Here is a 20,602-nt window from a genome sequence, read left to right as displayed (position 1 = left end):
GAGCGCACGTGCCGACGGCGGAACGCGCAGCGCGCCGTCGACGATGATGCGTACCGGCTGCAGGGCCGGTACGGAGAGCCTTGTGCTCAGCTGTGGATCGTCAGCGAGCACCGTGTCGGCACCAGCCATAATGCCTTGATGCTGGTGTCTGAGCATATGGACGTATTCGCGGGAGGCCTCGCTCGTGATCCATTTGGAATCGCCCGTTCGAGAGGCGATATGGCCATCAAGCGTTGATGCAAGCTTTAGCGTTACCCAAGGCATTCCCGTTACAATGAATTTATTGAATACTTCATTCATAACCGTAGCCTCTTCTTGCAAAACGCCCACATCAACTTGGATACCCGCTTCACGCAGCAAGCGAATGCCCGTCCCAGCTACAAGCGGATTCGGGTCTTGTGCTGCGATAACAACACGTTTAACACCCTTCTCAATTAATCGCTTGCTGCAAGGAGGTGTCTTGCCATAATGGGAGCATGGTTCGAGTGTAACGTAAGCTGTGCTCCCCTCTGCTTCGTCACCTGCCATAAGCAAAGCATTCACTTCAGCATGAGCCTCACCCCTTCGGAGATGAGCGCCCATCCCAATCATGCGGCCATCTTTAACGAGTACACATCCAACAACGGGGTTAATGCTCGTTTGTCCCTGCGCACTTGACGCTAGTTCAAGAGCGAATCGCATGTAAGATTCATCGCTTAGCAGCTGCATCATCACACCTCCTTGTACGCTTGCTGTTCAATACAAATAAGCCCCGTTCTACGGTAAGAACGGGGCTTCATGATTATGAGATCAATAAGAGCATGACAATATCCAAATCCATTTTAATAAGAAAGCAAATAAAGCAGTCTCTATAAGGGCATAACTCCCTTACAAATCCAACCTTAAGCACAACCGCATATACATTGTGAATAAATGCACAAACGATTGTAAAAATTTGTTTCCTTATTACGCTCTCCTTCTCCCATCCAGACTTTACTGTCGGTTCTGGTCTCTCACCAGATCAGCCATGTATACAGTTGTTCTTTGCCGCTTGTATACACAGGTCACGGACTTAGCTTATGAGAACATCTTACATATTCTTAACAAGTTCTCATTGCCATAAAGTTAATGGATTCCTTCTTTATGACAAAGGAAGTAAATAAACAACTTCCTAAGCATCACCGTCGGTCGGGAATTTCACCCTGCCCCGAAGGATAATATTAAGTTGTGATTCACCTTGAATGTTATCATGATGTCACAACAATTGCAAGAAATGAAAGCTTGCTGCATTAAACCGTTCTACATCGCAAATAAAGCAAATCATTGAATATTTGACCCTACAAAGGAATTATTCGCAATCATTTTCGCGTAGTCCTTGTTAGAAACATCTACCGAGATACTATCGGGCCAGCCTGTGAAAGTGTTATTCACGACTGTAAGATCCTTCGTCTTCCGGACCGCTACTAAGCCATTTTCGGGTGACATTGTGCCTTGCAATCGTTCAATTGTATTGTCTTTAATTGTTATTCCTTCACAACCAGAAGATAAATAAATACCTGCTGCTTCTGCACGAATGATATTATTTGAAACGATAGTATCCGCTGTATTCCACATATAAATGCCGACACCTTGTTGATCTGAAAAGCCCAGCATTGCTTCTGTCCTGTTATTCGAACTATTCTCTATGACATTATTGGTTATCGTGATGTTACTGCTTGATTTACCCGAGGGTGGGAATATTTCCAGCATCATCATCGTATTGTTGCTAATCGTAACATGACTTGCATTTGAGATTCGCATATGTTTAATCGTTGAATGATCTACTTCTATCCCTTTTATGGCCCATAATAAAGATTCCTCGAATTGTGAATTCTTCACCATAATCTCGGCTGATTGTATACGATTAGCTGATGTTGCATCCAATCTAGCAAATGATGAATCTGTAACCACAACATTCTTAATCATAGGTTTCTCGGGTTCAATATCCAGCGCACCGGTTCCGTAGTTCTTCGTAATTGTGACATCATAAGCATGTACAACAGCGATATCTTGACGTCCAATTGTTTGAAAACGATTATTTTCTATATCTATTTTTTGTGGAATTGTTTTCAATTTGCCATCCTCGGTTATGCGTATACCGTCTCCACACATATTTTGAAAGTTCATGTTTCTTATAACTACATTTTTACTTCCGCCTTGGATATCAATCCCGTGCATCTGAACATCTCTAAGCCCGATTAGATCGGCTGAGCCATCGATAGTTAAATTGGATATCGTTACATTCTCTGCTTTCACATCCCCTCCTGTAATAAGCACCATATCCCAAACCTTTCCGTCTGCAGGCAGCTTTAATACAGAGGTTTCTCCTTCGCCAATGAGTTTAATTCCAGATTTAATAACTACATTGCGAATCATAAAAATTCCAGCAGGTACACGTACTTCACCACTACTGCTAACACTGTCAATCGCCTTCTGAAAAGCTTCGCTATCGTCCGTTATCCCATCACCAGTAGCACCAAAATTCTGGGCATGAACGATTTGATACCCTGTGTCGACCGTTTGATCATTTTCATCTATCAAAAAGAAAAAAGCGCCAATAATCAAGACGCTTAACGTGACAACTATCGCATATCTTGCCCACACTTTCCTCATATTTGGATATGTGCTTGATACCCGGAAGTAGAAGTGCCGCTCTGTTCAAGGTACCATTTAACGACCTTTTTTAATCCCTGCTCAAAATTCGTGCAAGGCTGATAGTTTAGATAAGCTTGTGCAAGACTTATATCAGCAAGACTATGCCTTACATCTCCTATTTGAGCAGCTTTATATTTGGGCTGAGAGTGTATATCCATACTGCCGCACAACTTCTCAAACAATTGATTTAATGATATTTGTTCACCGCAAGCAATATTATATACCTTGCCACTTGAGATTGGATCAGCAAAACACGCATTCAAATTGGCTTGAATGACATTATCGATGTAAGTAAAATCTCTTGTTTGTTCCCCATCTCCATAAATTTCTATCGTTTCATTGCTAATTAACTTAGAAATGAACCTAGGTATGACGGCAGCATATTGTGACAATGGATCCTGCTTAGGACCAAATACATTAAAATAGCGTAATGAAATCGTTGGTAAGCCATATACACTTGAAAATACAGATGCATAAGACTCCGTAACTAATTTTGATGCAGCGTAAGGTGACAATGGAGAAGAAGGCATCGACTCTACTAAAGGAAGTTGTTTGGAATTACCATAAGCCGCGCATGATGCTGCTAAGACAACTTTTCTTATACCTTGATCTTTGGCTGCAACAAGCATATTGAGTGTTCCAGTCACATTAGTTAGATGAGTTTGAATTGGATCCTTGATCGATAGAGGAACTGATCCTATAGCTGCTTGATGCAGAACATAATCCATCCCTTTAACTGCTTGATAACAGGTTTCTAGATTTTGAATATCTCCCTTTATAAAACGAATATCATTAAGAAAAGACTGGATATTCGAGATTTTGCCAGTCGATAAATTATCAAGTACAGTAACCTCGTAATTCTGATTAAGTAAAGCCTCAACTAAATTCGATCCGATAAACCCAGCTCCACCTGTAACAAGAAATTTAAGCATACAAGCTTCCCCTCCATAAGTCATATCAAGAAGAAACGGTTTCACCGTCCTTTAAGACGGGTGCGTTTCTTAAGGTAAATCTATAATACAAATAAAGATACGTTTTGTATCACATAAACTCTAATCTATGTTGAATTTCTTGTAATGTCAAGTAATTATTGGGATTTTACAAAAACTAAATTAAAGTAATAAAGATACGTATTGTATCATTTTGCTGTTTATGTAATAATTAAATCTATGTGATTCGGTATACATAAACTAGGAAGGTGTTATATGGCTGCAGAAAGAAACTATGCAATTGATTTTATTAAGTTTTTTGCTATTCTAATCGTAGTTAGTGTTCACACTGGATTCTTGAAAGGCTTTTACATCACCGATCTATTTGATTTACACTTTGTGATTAATACCTTTTCTCGATTTTCAGTACCATTCTTCTTCGTTATATCTGGATTTTTAATTGCTCAGAAATCGAGAAAGTATGCACAAACCAGCCAATATTTTCGAAAGTATTTATGGAAGACATTAAAGCTGTTTTTAAGCTGGGGGTTGTTCTATTTTTGTTACGATCTAATCATTCGCATCTTATATTCTGTTCTTAAAGACGAAAGCGATAAGTTGACGAATTATCTAGATACTTTTGTCAGCTTGAAAACACTTTATTACGGTCCTCCCGCTACCGCGCATCAATTATGGTACTTGACCGCTCTCATATGGTCAGTAGTGATCCTCTTTATTTTTGCAAAATTCGGTAAATTGAATCTCCTGCTCGTTATTAGCTTTGTACTAAATTTAATTGGTATTTTCGGTCAATCTTATTCTGTCCTTCTGACTGTTCCGATCGAAACTAGAGATGCTCTGTTTTACGGCTTATTTTATACAACATTGGGTTATTACATGGCCACACACTATGACTGGATCAAGTCAAAATTGATGCATGTCAATCCACTAGTATACTTAGCTTTGTTTGTTGTCTTCTCCCTTACTCAACTTGCAGAACGAGCCATACTAATCCAATTATTTGGTCAGGGCTTGGGGGAGAATTATTACTTCTCGACAATTCCTTTAATCATCTGTTTAATCCTGTTTGTGTTATCAAGCCAAAATCTAGGCAAGAACTCATTCATTACGAAAATTGGAAGCACAACTGTTGGAATTTACGTTCTTCACACTTTTTATATTAGCTTAGTCGTGAATTCACTCGATTTATTCGGATTCAGCTATTTATTACAAAATATATTTTTTCAACTTATTTATACGCCTAGCGTATTCATCCTTTCATACATCAGTTATAGAGGCTTGAAATTGACCAAACATAAGCTGAAGAGTTATCAAAAAGAAACGGTTTCACCGTCTTTATAAGACGGATGCGTTTCTTAAGGTGATACTTAGAATTTATGAACTGAAAGTTATAAATTCTATATCACTTAAAGAGTCGCTCCGATAGCAACTTAACTTCCGCTAAATCTGGTATCCAATAATAAAGTTCCATTCGAAGAAGTGGATCCATTAGCCTATCACTATGCCCAGGTATAGAGCTATACTCAATTTGATCACTGCGAATATCCGCCATCATCCATGCTAGACTAATCAGATCGTCATCCTTGAAATTCGTATCGATCACATCTTCTTTGATCTGGGATATAAGTGAAGGCAATTGTTTGATATAGTCCCACTGCAATAGTTTTTTGGCCAAAGCCTTGAGCATCAAGGCTTGATTTTTTTGCCTTCCAAAATCTCCATCAGGCAAAGACTTGCGCTCTCTTACTAACATTAATGCGCTCTCTCCATCCAGGTGCTGGGGTCCTGGACCTATGACGCGATTGTCGGAATAAGTAACGTGAATCGCTTCATCGAGATCAACATCAATCCCATCGATTTGATTAATAAACCGTTCAAAGCCTTCAAAATCCGTTTTGACATAATAATTGATTGAAATACCAAAAAAATCACTAATAATCTGCATCACGGATTCAGTTCCAGCATGGTTGCCACCTTTGCTTTCGCCTAAAATATGAGCATGATTTACCTTCGTATATCCCACCCCTGGGATCATAACGCGCGTATCCCGTGGTACGGATATGAGATTTACCTGCTTTTTCTCTGGGTCTACATGGGCTACCATGATGACATCGGTTCGAGATAATTCATCGTCTCGTGCATCCGTACCAAGTATTAACACATTAAAGGAATGATTTATTTGAGATTGATCTTCTTGTTCGGTTAATGCTTTGTTATGGAGTAAATTAAGATCATCCTGAACATCCGATGGCGATATCGGTTGATCGCTTGCTGCAGATGGTTTAACGAGTACAGGAATATCAATTTGCTCAAAATGATTAGTTGGAAGATATTTATGATAAATGAAAAAACCGAAAATCAGGATACCGCAGAACAAGATAAGAGGGACTGTGAATTTCCAATTCCGAAACCATTTCATTTGAATCACTCTTTCCGTCAATCTATACACAATGTCAAATATTATTAGCAGATTCCTGTAAATTAGGGATCGTATTGGTTACTTTAACTCCCTCAGCCTGCTCTTTGCTCAGCACAATAAGGATCGTTTGAAAAGAAATTTTCAGATCAAGAAGAAGACTATACTGACGTAAATACATCAGATCAAAGCGATGTTTATCCAAAGCGGTAGTATTGTATTTTCCCATAACTTGAGCTAGGCCAGTAATGCCTGGTTTAACAGTCATGCGGTAACTATACGTAGGAATGGTTTGCATGAATTGTTCAACGAAAAAAGGACGTTCAGGTCTCGGCCCAATTAAGCTCATGTCTCCTTTTAGCACATTTAGAAATTGGGGGAGTTCATCTAAACGAGTCGCCCTTAATATTGCCCCAATCTTTGTAATTCTTGGATCTTTAGTAGTGGCTAACATCGGACCACTTATTGATTCGGCATTATCGATCATGGTTCTAAATTTTATGATTTCAAACTCAGTGCCATTCAGACCTGATCGTACTTGCTTAAATATGGCTGATCCAGGCGACGTAAATGAAACAGATAGATAGATGACGAGTAACACAGGACTTAAAATGACTAACAAGATCAAAGAAACAACGATATCAAATAGCCTTTTAATCAAACGTTCAGCTTGATTCAGTTTAGGAGGTTTAACAGATAGTACCAGTAAGTCATCAATTTGCTGCATATCTGCGTTCAACGTTAATAAATCCGAGACCTCTGGTATAACTAGAACTTCCTTCCCCTTTAATGCGCAATAACTCATCAATTCGTCCTTACCTGTAAAATTCGATTGAACAAGGACAACATCCGATGAATCAAGAACATGTTTATTCTTCTGCCAATCCGTCTCATGTAAATAGCCGACGATCTCTACAGAACCGTTAACTAAATTTTGAATTTTGTGTTCCAGTATTCTTCCATCCTGCATCGTTTCCCCAATAATCAATACTTTTTTATTGCTAAATAAATGTTTATGAATGCTTGAGATCAGATAAAGAATTAAAGTGATGAGTCCAAATTGAAAAATAAAAGCCATGAAGTAAACAGCAGCAGACCAATTAAGCACATCAAAACACACAGAGATTAACAAGGAACCGGCTGTGTATGTAAAAATGGATAGAAATACGGAGACAATAATGCTTTGTAAACGTCTCCCTTTGCCTACATTGCATATCCCGTACAAATAAAAGATGGCAAAAGCTGCAGCTGATGCCCCTATGAGATTATATCCATACTTTTCAACGTGATCACCCAGCGATCCAATGTCCTCAAGAATCAAGCAAGCCAAAAACAATCCAACATGAACACATACAAGATTAAAAAACATAATAATTGCATCGACCCATGAAAATTTGGATATATTGCTCAAATCTGTTCCCTCCCTGGGGTGGTTCTGTTCTTCAATAATGTTTCATATAAAAATAGTATTTGGTCATTCATGTGGTTAGACGTGAAATCTTTGACAAATCGATTACGTCCCTTCAAACCAAATTGTATTCGCAGCTCAGCATTCGTTATTAGCTCCGTCATGCGACTAGCGAGTAACTGTGAATCCCCTCGAGGAATGAGATAACCGTTTACGCCATCTTCAATCATCTCGCATACACCTCCAACATCCGAAGCTACAACAGGGATTCCTGCACGCATCGCCTCTAGAATGCTGATTGGCAAACCTTCCCAATTTGAAATTAATACAAATATTTGTGCATCCTTCAGTAGCTGGGGGACATTGTTGCATTCCCCTAAAAAACGAACATGTTTTTCCAGCCCCAAATCGACTACCAGCTGCTCCATTTCGGATCGCAAGGGACCGTCTCCGATTAAATCAAGCTGCCATGAATAGTCTCGAAGATCTGCAAGTGCTTGTATAAGTGTGCGATGATCCTTTTGAGGCTCAAAACGCGCAACCATCACTAGCCTTGGCGGATTCTGACCTGGATCAGCTTCCAGATCCGGCATATCTGGAATACCATTGTGAATTGCAATTAATTGCTCTGGTGTTGTGACTTTGTACCGTAAAGCAAGCCGAAGATCATGCTTAGACACCGTTACAATCCTTGATGCCAAACGCGCAGCAAGTTTCTCTGCCACTAAATACATGTTTCTTTGAAAACGAGGCACTCCTTCAGCAAATGCCCATCCATGCGCTGTAAATACGGTTGGAATGCCTAACGATTTACCTACTATACGCCCTAGCCAACCTGCTTTCGAAGAATGTGTAGCAATAATATCTGGATTTAGGCGCCTGATTACGCTGCGAATTTCCATCATTGCCCGATAATCATCCAATGGTTGAATAGATCGAACTAATCGACTTATTGCGATGCAGGTTATCCCGTTTTTTTGTAATAGTTCATAAAACTTTCCTTCTCCACCCACCAGCACGGTTACTTCATGACCTAATTGTTGTAAAGAAGTGGATAAATCCAGGACATGCATCTGTGCGCCACCGATGTTATCGGATCTCGTTATTAACTGAACAATATTCATAAAAACCTCTCTTTTAGCAAATTATATGGTTTTGCTATTCGGCATCCATGGAAGCGCAAGCAATATCCAAAAATGTCTCCAGTGCAGTGTATCAATAAAAAAACTATTGAAAATAATCCCAACCAAACATGCGCCAAAAATAGCAAAATACGCATGGTACGGACTGCCTCGTCGCCATGCGTTATAAAATGCCCGATATATAGTTAGCAGAATAAAACTAATATAAGCTGTAAACCCTACAATGCCATTTTCGATTAATACACGTACGTAGAGACTATGCGTAGCATAGGAAAACAAGATCTCCGATTGCCCTGGCCCGATTCCAAGCGGGTGCTCGATAACTTGGCTCAGAGCTTTTTGCTGGGTTCCAAAGCGATCCTCATCATATTTTTTGATTCCAAATCTGTCCGTAAACATACTGCTTATGTTAGGACTTGTAATGACAACACTCATGATCGGAACGGCAATCAATAAAATGGCTGAAATCATAACTATTTTCTTCTTTAGGCTAACGGTATAAGGGAATAATAAATATAGACAACAGGCCAATACACAATTCCCCCAGGCAGCTCTTGAGAAACTAAGCAAAACCCCGACAATTAGCAATATAAACGAAATCATCCATATGAGCATATTGTTCCTGTACCTTGTAACCATATAGTGTAACGAGATGACAACGCCTGGAACAAGAAAGGGTCCAAATACATTCGGATCCTTAAATAAACCAGTTACCCTGCCATATTTGATTAACACCCCAAATGTAGGGATGATATGAAAATAGGCCAATAGGCCAATGACCGTTGACAAGATTGCCGCAGTCAGGTATCCCGAAAAAATAACTTTCAATACGGTTTCTTTAAACCGATTATTTAATCCCGCAAAGAAGAGCCAGGATACAATTAAATAGAGCGTGACCATAAAATATTTGATGGATACATTCTGATCAGAACTTACAAGCAGCATTGAAGGAACATTACTCATCACAAATAAGCCAATTAACAACACGGGCAATCCCATATAAGCTGGAAACCTGAGATATCCAGTAAACAAGCTGATTCCAAAAGCTAGCAAAACAAATAAATCATATGGTGCAGGTTCAATAAAAACGATAGCACAGAGTATAAGGAGCAACCAGATCAGCTTTGCATATAAAGGAGTCACAGCCGATCCCTCCAACGTTATGCTATTCATTCGGAACCACCCCATGCTGTGCTAGTTGTTTTACGGAAGCCTTCATTTGTAGAACAGATCGCAAAAACTGCTGTAACTGTTCAGCCTGAACTTCTCTGGACAAGCCCATAGCTGCCTCAATCGGTTTATCCGGAATAGGAGCGATTTGTTTCTGCTTGATCCATTCCAGAAGCAACTCAGCAATTCGCATCTCATCATTCTGAACAACACCTACATTGCGCTCACGAACGAGATCAGCAGCAACGTTATCCTCTGAACCAATAGCTAGAATTGGACGTCTTGCACCAATATATTCAAATAACTTGCCGCTATAGATCCCTTTCTCCATCGGATCATTCCAAAGCAAGAGCAGCAATACATCGGCATTGCATTGTAATTGAATAGATTCCGTATAAGATACAGGGGAATTTATTTCAATTAGATGCTCCACATGATAACGTTTAGCCAATTCTCTAACCGTATCTAAATAACGTCCATAAAATACAACTCTCACATGATCCCCATTATCCCCCAAAAGATGCAATGCCTTGAACAATGGCGATGGATCTTCTTTACCCTCATAAACCATACCTGTATACAAGATCCTTAGAACATGATCTTGACTAGATATCGTTTCTTGGTCCCTTTTATTTTCTTCAGGATAATCCTCCAGATCAAAACCATTCATGATTACCTTGGTAGGTTTGCTGTTATATTTCTTCCTAAGCGTCTCAGCGAGTGGCTCCGAAACTGTAATATAGCCAGATGCAGTTATTAGCGTACTTCGTTCTAACCAAGCCTCCAATTTTTTTCGCAGAAACCCGTAATGATAATACTGATAATCAACCCACAGGTCACGAAATTCGGCTACCCATGGGATATTAAATTTCGTAGACAATTTCTTAGCAATAAGTAATGAAGAATACGGCATAGCACTTGCATAAATAATATCAGGCTGCCATTCCCGTATTTTCCTAGCCCCCTCTTTAATCGCATAAGGCACCCAACCAACTTGGCCATCTGGGAAATTAACTAACGTTTTATAGCTATGACCAAAAAATTTAAAAGTTTTTCTAAGTATACCTTTAGGAGGTATGTAACCCCGATCTGCAATTTTGGCTCTGCCTCCGAGAAGAAATTGCACAGGTTTATTGACATCCATCCAATTCGTATACGCTACTTGATCATGAGGTATTTCTAAAGATAAAGATGGCTGTAATGGTTGATTTTTAGCTGATAGGACATACACTTCATTCCCCATTTTAGCAAGATACTTCGCCATTTTACCTGTGCGTACAGCACCAATCGTATTATACGGGGGGAAAAAGTATGATATTAATAAAATTCGCAAGCATTTGTCCTCCTACAATGGACTATATTCCTTCAACTACGTTTTTATATAAATCGCGATGGGCAGGCTCAATCAACTGATCATTATGCCAAAGCAGAGTAAAATCGCCATTTAAGCTTTTACATATTTTGGACATTTGAATAATTTTATGATACGCCGTTTCGACTGAAACACGCATGTAATCCTTATGTAATAAGGTTTGCTCCATCACGATAAGCGGTCGTTCACGGAGCTGCAATTTCTTCCTTTGTTGAAGATCAAATACTGGGTACTCATAGCAAACACCACTTCGAAATCCGATATGATCCGCATAGCTTAGCGTGCTGTCGTAGTGTAGACCAGCCTCTTCCCATGCTCGCCACGTTTGTGCAATATCAAATCTCAAATAATGCTGGCGTCCTCCCCAGAGCTCTTGATCTATTCCTTCTTCATCACAGGCTGTATGCAAAATTGCCAATTCTCTGCTTAAAATTTCAACATTATCGTATGAATTGTAGCTCGGGTGTAATCCAATTTCATGCCCACGTTTATGAATGTGTCGCAACAAATGCCGAATCCATTGATCCTGCATCGAGTAATCCCCATCAATTGCTCCTGCGCTATGGCTCGTAATAAAATAAAAGGCACTTTGAATGCCTTTTCGTTCACTTAGATCCATGATGAAGTTAAATGTATTTCCATCGTCGCTGTCATAATTGCCCAGTAGTCCTTGATAATATGAACGAAAACGTTTCATTGCAATCGAAGCTTCTCTTCGTCTGATAATATCACCAGCTGCATTTTTCATAACTATTCCAAGCGGTCTCCCCGCAGCCAGCAAGGGAACATCTACATCATGACTTAGGCAAATTCGATAATCCCGCTTCTTCTTTGTCAGATGAGGCCATAATTGCTGCATACAGGTAAAGAAGAAATCGACATATTCATTAACAATCGGCCTCTCTAGAAACTTTTCCTGGAATGCCAGTGAAGCAGCAGCAGGGAATCTTTCTCGCGCATCCCGATCAGGTTTGACCAATTCTTCATAACGGCTTAGCATAAAAAAAATACTGCCGAACACATCCACACCAACATCTATTCCTGCATCCGATTCCTTGTAATAGCTGCCTTCATCCAGTCGCTTTCCATAAATGATCGGGAACTCGTATTGGTTCGGGAATGCAAATTGCTCTAGGGGAATGGAAGGCAAAGACTTCGCTTGTAACCAATCTCCCTCAGGTACCTGCATAAGCACGTCACACAACGTTAATTCTCGGCTGTCATTGCTATGCTGCGTATCGCCACATACAATTCGTATATTCGTGCGATGCTCTTCGAACGATTGATAGGCTATCCCAAGAAATTCAGTAAATATGACGTCATACACATAATGCCTTTCCGCCAAATATCCAGGTGGATGATAAAGATGAATCACATTTATTTACACCTCCCATTTTAAACGTGAATATCTAAACCAATCTCGACTCCATTTCGTTACTGTTTTGATGCTATAATTATCAATCGTATAGTAGGGTTTTATGTCAACTCCCCATCCCATTTTATTTTGGGAGACATTTGGCATGTTTGCTCCACATAAATCCAAACCCATAGATCCATTAACATTTAAATCTTCCATTGCGTAGTACATTAAATATTGATTAGTTCCATTTTTAAGATGCTCCTTCTTATTGCCGCAAACCCATCCATATCCATAGTTATAAGGACTATGAAGTATGACTTCTGCGCTAACAGGTTCTCCATTTGGAGCATATGCAACATAAGCACGAAGATGTTCTTCACCAACCAGTTCTTGAGCAAGTATTAAATCATCAAGTGTCAGATGATGTTTAAACCCTTGCCTAAGCTCTGTAGAGACCAAACATTCATATACATGCTGCATATTCGTCGTGCGCTCACATAAATAACCATTTTTTTGTGCTTTGTTTATTTTCCTGCGAACTTCTGATTCTGCTTGCCCCAGGTGATACGGAAAGTCGATCACATAGGTGTAGCGGACACTTGCTCTTAATCCAGCCCATTGCCAAGGACGAATATCAGTAACCATAGGAGGCAAGAAAATCGTATTTTTAAAATCATGAATATGAAATTCATTTATTAATGCCTTACATGCGCTTAGCCATTGAGCCTGTTGACGAACTTTACTGTTTGTCGGAGTTGTCTTAAACCATAAAGGCAAGTATGGATTCATTGGAGGTCTGACAATACGATTGTTGTTATTCAAGAATAATATGGAATGAAGACTGGGATGTTCAATTTCATGCCCATTAATATTTACTTTTTTATGCGTTAATTTCCATTTTATTTCATTGAACTTAATCCAGCCTTCATTAAATAGAACATCATAATGATGTTTTAATGGTTCGTCAATCGAACTAGCTTCATCTAACTCCTTCTTATCTAGCAGTTCTAACATCAATTGCTTTCTCCCCATTTCGATTTCAAATGCAACCATGTATCGAATAAAATAAAGTAACGACTTCCCACAGTGCCAATGAGCTCAAAGCCAGTTGCTAATATACCCTTCTGTGAAATTCTATTATCTTCATCGGTATCAATATACAACTCTGGATTTTGGCTCGTAAGAGACGCAATTTGTTTCAACTCCGTTAAAACCCGCTTATACAGTCCCTGTCCTCTGTACTTTTCTAGGGTATGACAATAAAATATCCAAAAGCCTCGTTCTGGTACAATGTATTTTGGAAAATGCGGAGGATGATTGTGCTCTAACGTTGACATCCATCCATAACCAATCCACTCTTTATCTGAATATAGAAGCAGACCGATGAACCCTTTTCTCAAAAAAGATAAAAACACTCGTCTTCTGGCGCTATCATTGTGAAAATAATGCTTAATTATTTCCTTCGTCATAATCTTGGAATGGATGTCAGGATGACGATCGTTTAATTGAACGATGGAATTGTCAGTGGTATTGTTTGGTGAATGACCAGTTGTCTTATATACTAGTATCTTTGTTCGAGTGATACGCAAAAGAAAAAGCATCTCCTTTTTTCCAATTAAGACTATAATCTCCTGATTGCATGAGCTGATTGTAAATATCCTCAAGCTTATGCTTCTGTATGGTCATATTAAAATGCTGGGAAACCCTTTGAATGCCTTGCGTACTCAATTGCTGCCATAAATTTTCGTCTTTTAGTAGTAAAGTAATATACTTTGCCAGACCTAACCAATCCTTTTCAGGGAGCAAATAACCCGTTTTATCGTGCTCAACCGCTTCTGCTATACCTCCCGTATCAAAGCTTACTACAGGTACTCCCATTGCATTAGCCTCAATGAAAACAAGTCCGAACGCTTCTGACTTCCCTGAGGCAATTGTTATACTGGGAACACAGAGAACCTTTGCTTTGTTCAGCCACTTTCTTATCACATCCTGTGTTTGCATCCCCAAAAATTGATAATTATGGATTTTGTGTCGTGCCATCTCTTCCAGCTCTTCTCGAAGTTCCCCATCTCCTATAAGAACCAATTTCGCCTCAGGATAGGTTTGTTGAACACATTCCATTGCCCGAATCAAGTATTCTCCGCCTTTATTTTCTACAAACCTTCCGACAAACAGAACAATGGGTTCACGGATAATCGATGGATCTGGTTGAAACAAATCCACATCAATTCCAAGATAATGTGTAATAATTTTATGTTCCGGATATCCTTGAGCAATCATTTTTTGTTTGATGAAATTCGATACAGCGATAAACAAAGCAGCTCGTTCCTGCAATTCGCTGCGTTTTTTCACATAAAGTCTATGGGTAAAATATTGTTTTCCTGACTCATCAGTAGCTGTAGCATCATGTCCGTGGAATGTAACAATCATGGGTATTTTCAGTTTTTTTTGAATGGGTAAAGCCAACACGCCACCAAAGCCATAATGTGCATGTATAAACTTAGGGTTGCTTTTGCGGAGTGAATTCCAAAAGAAAGGAGCTCCACCAAAGTACTTGAATATGCCTTCTCTTATCCAACCCAAAGCTGTTCCTTTATTCAATACTTTAACCCTCTGTTCATCTAGAGGTAATGGATTCATAATTTTCCTAGAACCGACATATAGGGGTACAAAATGCTCCAATCCTTCCGCCAATATAGGTAAATAGGAATCCGTTTGGTACATTAAAATATCTTTAAAAACGATGAAGCTCAGCATACTGATTCCCCCGAACGTATTCTAAACATAAGTAGATTGAAGAATTGTATTTAGCGTTGCAACAACCGTCTCTAATGTATCTCTTTTGATTTGTGGCCAAATGGGCAAGGAGATGACTTCTTCAGACGCTCTGCTTGTTTGAGGTAAATCGTACCTTAAATGTGCGTAAACAGGTAATTTATGAACAGGTGTTGGATAATAAACCATCGTTCCTATTCCTTGCTCTTTTAAAGCTTGATGTACATAGTCACGTCTTCCTTCAGCTATGCGAACCGTATATTGGTGATAGACATGATCTGCATAGGGAGCTTTAAATGGCGAACTTACACCATGAACGTGCTGCAGCATTTCATTATAATAACCCGCAACTGATTGTCTCTTCTTGTTCCACTCATCCAGATAAGGCAATTTCACCCGCAATATGGCCGCCTGCATTTCATCAAGTCTGGAATTATAGCCAATCAATTCGTTATAGTACTTCTTTCTTGAGCCATGGACTCTCAGCATTCGAACGACTTCTGCGATACCGTCATCATTTGTTGTCAGAAGCCCTCCATCTCCATATGCCCCAAGATTCTTGGAAGGGAAGAACGAATAGCACCCTATATCTCCTATAGTTCCTAAATTTGCTCCTAGGTATTTACCGCCAAAAGCTTGTGCAACATCTTCTATTACCTTTAAATCATACTTAGCACTAATCTCTAGAATCTTCCCCATATCCGCAGCTTGCCCAAATAAATGGACGGGAATGATCGCTTTGGTATTCTTCGTTATGACGGATTCAATCTGCGATGGGTCTATATTCATTGTCAAAGGATCAATGTCAACAAAAACGGGCTTAGCCTTTACGTGACTGATTGCCTCCGCTGTTGCAAAGAACGTAAATGATGTTGTAATCACTTCATCTCCTGGTCCGACTCCAGCTGCTATAAGACCAAGTACTAATGCATCAGTGCCTGAGTTCAAACTAATGGCATGTTTTACGCCCAAATACTCGGCTGCCTCTTGCTCAAACGCTTGAACATTCTTCCCCATAATAAAAGTGCCAGTTCGTAAGACATCTTGAATGGCACTCGTAATTTCTTCCCATAATTCATCAATCTCATTAGCTAAATTCAATATTGGTATAGTTTCCAATTTCCGAGCCTCCAATTTGTTCATACATTCGCTTACATGCGCTGCAAATGCAAATTTCTGATTCAAACTTCAGCATTTCTCCACACTCACATGCCCAGCCGATAATAGCAGCAGGCACACCTGCAACAACTGCATAGGCGGGCACATCCTTCGTAACAACCGCGCCTGCAGCGACAAGTGCACATTCATGAATGGTTACGCCACATACTATCGTCGAATTGGCTCCCAGGCTCGCCCCTTCTTTCACGATCGTTGTGTGATAATCCGTAGACTGATTTCGGGGAAATGCAGACCGTGGCGTCTTAACATTCGTGAATACGACACTTGGTCCGCAAAATACATTGTTTTCTAGCACAACCCCTTCATATACAGAGACATTATTTTGGATTTTGACGTTATTCCCAATCTTCACGCCGTTTGCAATGAACACATTTTGACCAAGTGAACAGCCAGATCCGATCTCTGCCCCACCCATCACATGAGTAAAATGCCATATTTTAGTTCCTTCTTTTATCGTTGCGCCCATATCAATGTATACCGACTCATGCGCATAATAGTCCTTATTACTCATTCCAATCACCTTTATTCAACAGGTTAATTGCTTGTTCGATAATCTGAATGACCGCAATGCCTTGTGCTCCATCGGTAAGCGGTCGCTTCCGTTCTTGTATGCATGTAATAAAATGATGACATTCCAATTTAAGCGGCTCAGCTTCGCCACGAAATATTAGTTCACTGCCCTGCATAACTTCTTTTAAATTAGCATCTATATAATTGCGATGAAATGTAACAGTTTGGTCTAGCTCGTCATACACAAGTGATCCTTCACTCCCGATCAGAACCAAACGCCGCTCTTGTTTAGGCCAAAGCCATGAAGTATGCAGATGTGCATGGATATTATCAAACTGTAGATGTAGGTAGATGTCATCATCAATACTTCGTTGAAGCACCTTGTGACCATTAATTGCTACATTAGGATTACCCCTATTAATTAAGTAAAGACATACGGCTATATCATGCACGCCTAAACTCCAAAGTACATTCTCAATGGTTCGTACTTTACCGAGTTTTAATCTGGTTTGATGCAGACTATATAAAGTACCAATTCTTCCGCTATCAATAAATTCTTTCACAAATCGAATAGCAGGCTGGTATACAAGCATATGACCGACCATTAGGATTCGATTGTTCGTTTCAGCAATTTCATGTAAACGTTCTGCTTCATTTACGGACAGAGTGATCGGTTTCTCAACAAATACATCCTTCCCAGCTAACAAGGCTTTCTCTGCAAGAGCAGCATGTGTATGCGCAGGTGTGGCTATCACAACTGCCGAAATTGTGCTTTCTAACAATTGATCATAATCTGGGTACACAGGAATCTCGGGGAATTGAGATTTAACCTTGTTCGCCAATTCTGGATCAATTTCAACAACTGCGGCTAAGCAGCCCATTTCATAAAATGTTTTAACTAAATTTTTCCCCCAGTATCCTGCACCAACAACCCCAACATTTATCATAGCAATGTAATTTTCTCCCTATATTGCGTAATTTTTTTGGCAACATTCCGTGTATCGAATACTTGTTTAGCTTTGCCAACTACCCACTCATAATCAATCGTCGAATGGTCGGTCAAAATAAGCACAATATCCATTTGCTCTAATAACTCTTCTGTTAAAGACTCCGACTTCATGTTTATTCCACTGTCATCAATCTCTGGAACATGTGGATCATGGTATGAAACATGCACAGTATCTTGGAGTAAACGAATAACTTCGATTGCTGGAGCCTCACGATAATCAGGCAAGTCTTTCTTATAAGAAACGCCCAGTATAAGAACCTGCATTTGTGCAACAGGCTTATTTGCCTTATGCAGCAATCGCATCGTTTTATCCTTGACATACTCGGGCATTCTACGATTAATCTCACCAGCCAAAGCGATAAAGTGCGTGTTAAAATTGAATTCCTTCGCTTTCCACTCCAAATAATGCGGATCAATTGGAATGCAATGTCCTCCTACTCCTGGACCTGGGTAGAATGGCATGATTCCAAATGGTTTCGTAAATGCGGCATCGAGCACTTCCCATACACTTAAATTCATGCGATCACAAAGTAGGGCAAGTTCGTTAACAAGTGCAATGTTGACCGCACGAAATGTATTCTCATATACCTTCACAAGCTCTGCGACATTGCTGCTCGATACTGGAATCACGTGATCAACCGTCTGTTTATAGAAAGTTTCCCCAACCTCAAGCGAATTGGGTCCGACCCCGCCAACTACTTTATTCGTATTTTTGGTTGAATATCGAGTATTGCCAGGATCTACTCGTTCAGGCGAATGAACAAGATATAGTTCTTCTTCCACTGTTAATCCGGATGCTTCGAGAATGGGTAGAATGACATCTTGTGTTGTTCCTGGATATGTCGTTGATTCCAAGCTGATTAATTGTCCTGGTCTTACACGTTTGGCGATCTCTTGGGCAACATGTTTGACGTATTGAAGATCAGGAACCAGGTTCTTGGTTAATGGTGTTGGTACACAGATTACAATTGCATCCATTTCTTTGAGGTCATTAAAGTCTGCGGAAGCTCTGATCAATCCAGCATCAACTAATGTTTGCAGCTCTTGCTCATTCACGTCGTCGATATAACTATGCCCACTATTGATCTGATTCACCTTCAGCGGATTCTGATCAACTCCGATTACATGAAAGCCTACCTTTGCCTTCTCGATTGCAAAAGGAAGACCAACATAACCTAAACCAATAACCCCTACTATGGCTGTTCTATTTTTAATTTTTTCAAGAACAGATTCCTTTAACGAAATAATAGATGCTTGTGACAAGATGACCATCAACCTCCAAATAATTTGATTTATAAGTAAATTCTTAATACCTCAAACGCCTCTGCATAAGTCTTGCCGCATTGAACGCCACGCATGGACGCCCAACCATTTATAAATGTTTCTGTCATGTATGGACGATGACTTTGCGACTTATAGCAGCTTAAAGATTCCATTTTTTGACGAAGCAGCTTTTCATCAACTTCCATAAAACTATGTGCTGCAAAATCAATATTATTCCAAGGAAGTTCATAAGATAAAATAGAAGCCGATTTAAATGCGCGCAAGCCCTCATTAGCGATCACTTGATGATCTTGATGACGATCTCTTAATGATGGGATGAACACAAGGTTTGGATTGACCTGCTTGTTCATTCGGACTAAATCCTCCAGAATTTCTTGCCTGTAGGCGTTAAATTCTCGAACAGGGTAAGAAAGAATTTCTACATTATCAGCTTTAATACCCAATACTCTTGTGGATTCTTTCGCTTCCAATCTCAAAATATTGGATGGATAGCCTTCTGGAACAGACCGTTCCGCCCCTGTAAAAGCAAGATAAAAAACCTCATCTCCCTTGCTGATCGCTTTGGCAAGTGTTGCCCCGCATCCTAGTTCTCCATCGTCCGTATGAGGTGAAAGAACAATAATTTTCCTACCCATTATAAACCTCCGATTTTTTCGTTGAGTTACGGTAATTACGGATGATATCAATGGACTGCGGCCCTTGATTAAATATCAGATCAAGCACGGACAAATGACTCATGAATGGTCCCCACTGCTGATTGTAATAAGGATGAATAAACTCCTGATAAACGAGATTGATATCATTTTGCTCAAACTGCTGTTCATCGTTATAGGCCTTCGCCCCGATACCTGATAAATAAGTTGTTGCACCTATATGCTTGCATATATTGACGATGCGGCTGCTGCCAACCCCCATATCGACAGGGAATGTCGATTCCTTCACAACATTTGTTTCAATTTTCAAAATATTAATGACAAGCTGTATAATGCTCATATTGAGGTCAACCAAATGCTTCCAATTTGATTGATAGATTTGCTTGAAATCATCCTCATATAATTCCCAATACTTGCTGCGCCGATAATTATAAGCAATACTTTTCCAATGATTATCATTCCAATTGTGATCCTCATTGATCATTAATTGGTTTATAGCCTGCCCTTTATTTTGAAGCGGAACGGATAATAATAAGCTCCCAGATGGACATTTAATCGAATTCCGATGTGTAACACTTGTTCTTGAATGTTGTACTGTATCCAAAATAACAAAAATATCAGCTTGATCCATTTTGTCAAAAAAGCCAATCCAAGGTATGTAGTTTGGCTGATGTACTGCAACGATCAATCTTTTCATCCTC

19 protein-coding genes and 1 riboswitch are annotated in these 20,602 nt (G+C 39.7%); of the genes, 1 reads left to right on the top strand and 18 read right to left on the bottom strand.

The features are described 5' to 3' along the window. The 3 genes from ribD to E0485_RS11060 form a co-directional block, all read right to left on the bottom strand. A partial coding sequence (gene ribD / locus E0485_RS11070; protein WP_207910965.1) for a bifunctional diaminohydroxyphosphoribosylaminopyrimidine deaminase/5-amino-6-(5-phosphoribosylamino)uracil reductase RibD occupies window positions 1-708 on the bottom strand: 708 nt, incomplete at its 3' end. Window positions 709-949: 241 nt separating this feature from the next. Then, window positions 950-1,198: riboswitch (FMN riboswitch) on the bottom strand. Between the two features lie 101 nt (window positions 1,199-1,299). Beyond that, window positions 1,300-2,631, bottom strand: coding sequence for a right-handed parallel beta-helix repeat-containing protein (locus E0485_RS11065; protein ID WP_132418097.1), 1,332 nt, complete (start codon window positions 2,629-2,631; stop codon window positions 1,300-1,302). Then, a complete protein-coding gene (locus E0485_RS11060) occupies window positions 2,628-3,605 on the bottom strand; it encodes an SDR family oxidoreductase (RefSeq protein WP_132418096.1) in 978 nt (325 codons plus the stop codon). The genes E0485_RS11065 and E0485_RS11060 overlap by 4 nt, the downstream gene beginning before the upstream one ends. A gap of 273 nt (window positions 3,606-3,878) precedes the next feature. On the opposite strand from E0485_RS11060, the gene E0485_RS11055 reads away from it, so the two are divergent. Further along, complete coding sequence (locus tag E0485_RS11055) at window positions 3,879-4,964, top strand: acyltransferase (protein ID WP_132418095.1); 1,086 nt, start codon at window positions 3,879-3,881, stop codon at window positions 4,962-4,964. 61 nt (window positions 4,965-5,025) lie between these two features. On the opposite strand, the gene E0485_RS11050 is transcribed toward E0485_RS11055, so the two are convergent. Genes E0485_RS11050 through E0485_RS10980 form a run of 15 tightly spaced genes read right to left on the bottom strand, consistent with a single transcriptional unit; the run spans window position 5,026 to window position 20,589 of the window. Then, window positions 5,026-6,042: an LCP family protein gene (locus E0485_RS11050; protein WP_132418094.1), complete on the bottom strand. Its 1,017-nt coding sequence runs from the start codon at window positions 6,040-6,042 to the stop codon at window positions 5,026-5,028. A 34-nt stretch (window positions 6,043-6,076) separates the two neighbouring features. Next, on the bottom strand, window positions 6,077-7,450 hold the full coding sequence (locus E0485_RS11045) for a sugar transferase (RefSeq protein ID WP_132418093.1): 1,374 nt from the start codon (window positions 7,448-7,450) through the stop codon (window positions 6,077-6,079). Further along, window positions 7,447-8,571 (bottom strand): glycosyltransferase family 4 protein, encoded by a 1,125-nt coding sequence (locus tag E0485_RS11040; protein WP_132418092.1) that lies wholly within the window; start codon window positions 8,569-8,571, stop codon window positions 7,447-7,449. Before E0485_RS11040 ends, E0485_RS11045 begins: the two co-directional genes overlap by 4 nt. Window positions 8,572-8,592: 21 nt before the next feature. Continuing rightward, window positions 8,593-9,762: an O-antigen ligase family protein gene (locus E0485_RS11035; protein WP_165921151.1), complete on the bottom strand. Its 1,170-nt coding sequence runs from the start codon at window positions 9,760-9,762 to the stop codon at window positions 8,593-8,595. Next, window positions 9,755-11,092 carry a glycosyltransferase gene (locus tag E0485_RS11030; RefSeq protein ID WP_132418090.1) on the bottom strand — a complete coding sequence of 446 codons (1,338 nt, stop codon included), beginning with the start codon at window positions 11,090-11,092 and terminating at the stop codon, window positions 9,755-9,757. The genes E0485_RS11035 and E0485_RS11030 overlap by 8 nt, the downstream gene beginning before the upstream one ends. A gap of 22 nt (window positions 11,093-11,114) precedes the next feature. Further along, complete coding sequence (locus E0485_RS11025; RefSeq protein ID WP_132418089.1) at window positions 11,115-12,506, bottom strand: polysaccharide deacetylase family protein; 1,392 nt, start codon at window positions 12,504-12,506, stop codon at window positions 11,115-11,117. Window positions 12,507-12,512: 6 nt separating this feature from the next. Continuing rightward, the gene (locus tag E0485_RS11020; protein ID WP_165921150.1) at window positions 12,513-13,505 is read right to left on the bottom strand and encodes a GNAT family N-acetyltransferase; all 993 of its coding nucleotides are present in this window, start codon (window positions 13,503-13,505) and stop codon (window positions 12,513-12,515) included. Next, the gene (locus E0485_RS11015) at window positions 13,505-14,080 is read right to left on the bottom strand and encodes a GNAT family N-acetyltransferase (protein WP_165921149.1); all 576 of its coding nucleotides are present in this window, start codon (window positions 14,078-14,080) and stop codon (window positions 13,505-13,507) included. The genes E0485_RS11020 and E0485_RS11015 overlap by 1 nt, the downstream gene beginning before the upstream one ends. Further along, complete coding sequence (locus E0485_RS11010; RefSeq protein ID WP_132418086.1) at window positions 14,046-15,248, bottom strand: glycosyltransferase; 1,203 nt, start codon at window positions 15,246-15,248, stop codon at window positions 14,046-14,048. The genes E0485_RS11015 and E0485_RS11010 overlap by 35 nt, the downstream gene beginning before the upstream one ends. Window positions 15,249-15,269: 21 nt before the next feature. Next, complete coding sequence (locus E0485_RS11005) at window positions 15,270-16,385, bottom strand: DegT/DnrJ/EryC1/StrS family aminotransferase (protein WP_235857530.1); 1,116 nt, start codon at window positions 16,383-16,385, stop codon at window positions 15,270-15,272. Then, a complete protein-coding gene (locus E0485_RS11000; RefSeq protein ID WP_132418085.1) occupies window positions 16,354-16,956 on the bottom strand; it encodes an acyltransferase in 603 nt (200 codons plus the stop codon). Before E0485_RS11000 ends, E0485_RS11005 begins: the two co-directional genes overlap by 32 nt. Then, the gene (locus E0485_RS10995) at window positions 16,949-17,902 is read right to left on the bottom strand and encodes a Gfo/Idh/MocA family protein (RefSeq protein WP_132418084.1); all 954 of its coding nucleotides are present in this window, start codon (window positions 17,900-17,902) and stop codon (window positions 16,949-16,951) included. The genes E0485_RS11000 and E0485_RS10995 overlap by 8 nt, the downstream gene beginning before the upstream one ends. Beyond that, window positions 17,899-19,236, bottom strand: a complete 1,338-nt coding sequence (locus E0485_RS10990) for a nucleotide sugar dehydrogenase (protein ID WP_132418083.1) — start codon at window positions 19,234-19,236, stop codon at window positions 17,899-17,901. Before E0485_RS10990 ends, E0485_RS10995 begins: the two co-directional genes overlap by 4 nt. Window positions 19,237-19,256: 20 nt before the next feature. Then, window positions 19,257-19,883, bottom strand: a complete 627-nt coding sequence (locus E0485_RS10985) for a PIG-L deacetylase family protein (RefSeq protein WP_132418082.1) — start codon at window positions 19,881-19,883, stop codon at window positions 19,257-19,259. Then, the gene (locus E0485_RS10980) at window positions 19,876-20,589 is read right to left on the bottom strand and encodes a WbqC family protein (protein WP_165921148.1); all 714 of its coding nucleotides are present in this window, start codon (window positions 20,587-20,589) and stop codon (window positions 19,876-19,878) included. The genes E0485_RS10985 and E0485_RS10980 overlap by 8 nt, the downstream gene beginning before the upstream one ends. Window positions 20,590-20,602: the final 13 nt, after the last annotated feature.

The sequence above is a fragment of the Paenibacillus albiflavus genome (assembly GCF_004344915.1).
GTDB classification, from domain to species: domain Bacteria; phylum Bacillota; class Bacilli; order Paenibacillales; family NBRC-103111; genus Paenibacillus_AM; species Paenibacillus_AM albiflavus.
The sequence above is the reverse complement of the archived record's forward strand: the minus strand, read 5'-3'. Positions and strand labels throughout refer to the sequence as shown.

Coding starts and splice junctions, on each gene's coding strand:
- E0485_RS11065 (WP_132418097.1), bottom strand. CDS start 2,631: ATGAGGAAAGTGTGGGCAAGATATGCGATAGTTGTCACGTTAAGCGTC.
- E0485_RS11060 (WP_132418096.1), bottom strand. CDS start 3,605: ATGCTTAAATTTCTTGTTACAGGTGGAGCTGGGTTTATCGGATCGAAT.
- E0485_RS11055 (WP_132418095.1), top strand. CDS start 3,879: ATGGCTGCAGAAAGAAACTATGCAATTGATTTTATTAAGTTTTTTGCT.
- E0485_RS11050 (WP_132418094.1), bottom strand. CDS start 6,042: ATGAAATGGTTTCGGAATTGGAAATTCACAGTCCCTCTTATCTTGTTC.
- E0485_RS11040 (WP_132418092.1), bottom strand. CDS start 8,571: ATGAATATTGTTCAGTTAATAACGAGATCCGATAACATCGGTGGCGCA.
- E0485_RS11035 (WP_165921151.1), bottom strand. CDS start 9,762: ATGAATAGCATAACGTTGGAGGGATCGGCTGTGACTCCTTTATATGCA.
- E0485_RS11020 (WP_165921150.1), bottom strand. CDS start 13,505: ATGTTAGAACTGCTAGATAAGAAGGAGTTAGATGAAGCTAGTTCGATT.
- E0485_RS11010 (WP_132418086.1), bottom strand. CDS start 15,248: ATGCTGAGCTTCATCGTTTTTAAAGATATTTTAATGTACCAAACGGAT.
- E0485_RS11000 (WP_132418085.1), bottom strand. CDS start 16,956: ATGAGTAATAAGGACTATTATGCGCATGAGTCGGTATACATTGATATG.
- E0485_RS10995 (WP_132418084.1), bottom strand. CDS start 17,902: ATGATAAATGTTGGGGTTGTTGGTGCAGGATACTGGGGGAAAAATTTA.
- E0485_RS10990 (WP_132418083.1), bottom strand. CDS start 19,236: ATGGTCATCTTGTCACAAGCATCTATTATTTCGTTAAAGGAATCTGTT.
- E0485_RS10985 (WP_132418082.1), bottom strand. CDS start 19,883: ATGGGTAGGAAAATTATTGTTCTTTCACCTCATACGGACGATGGAGAA.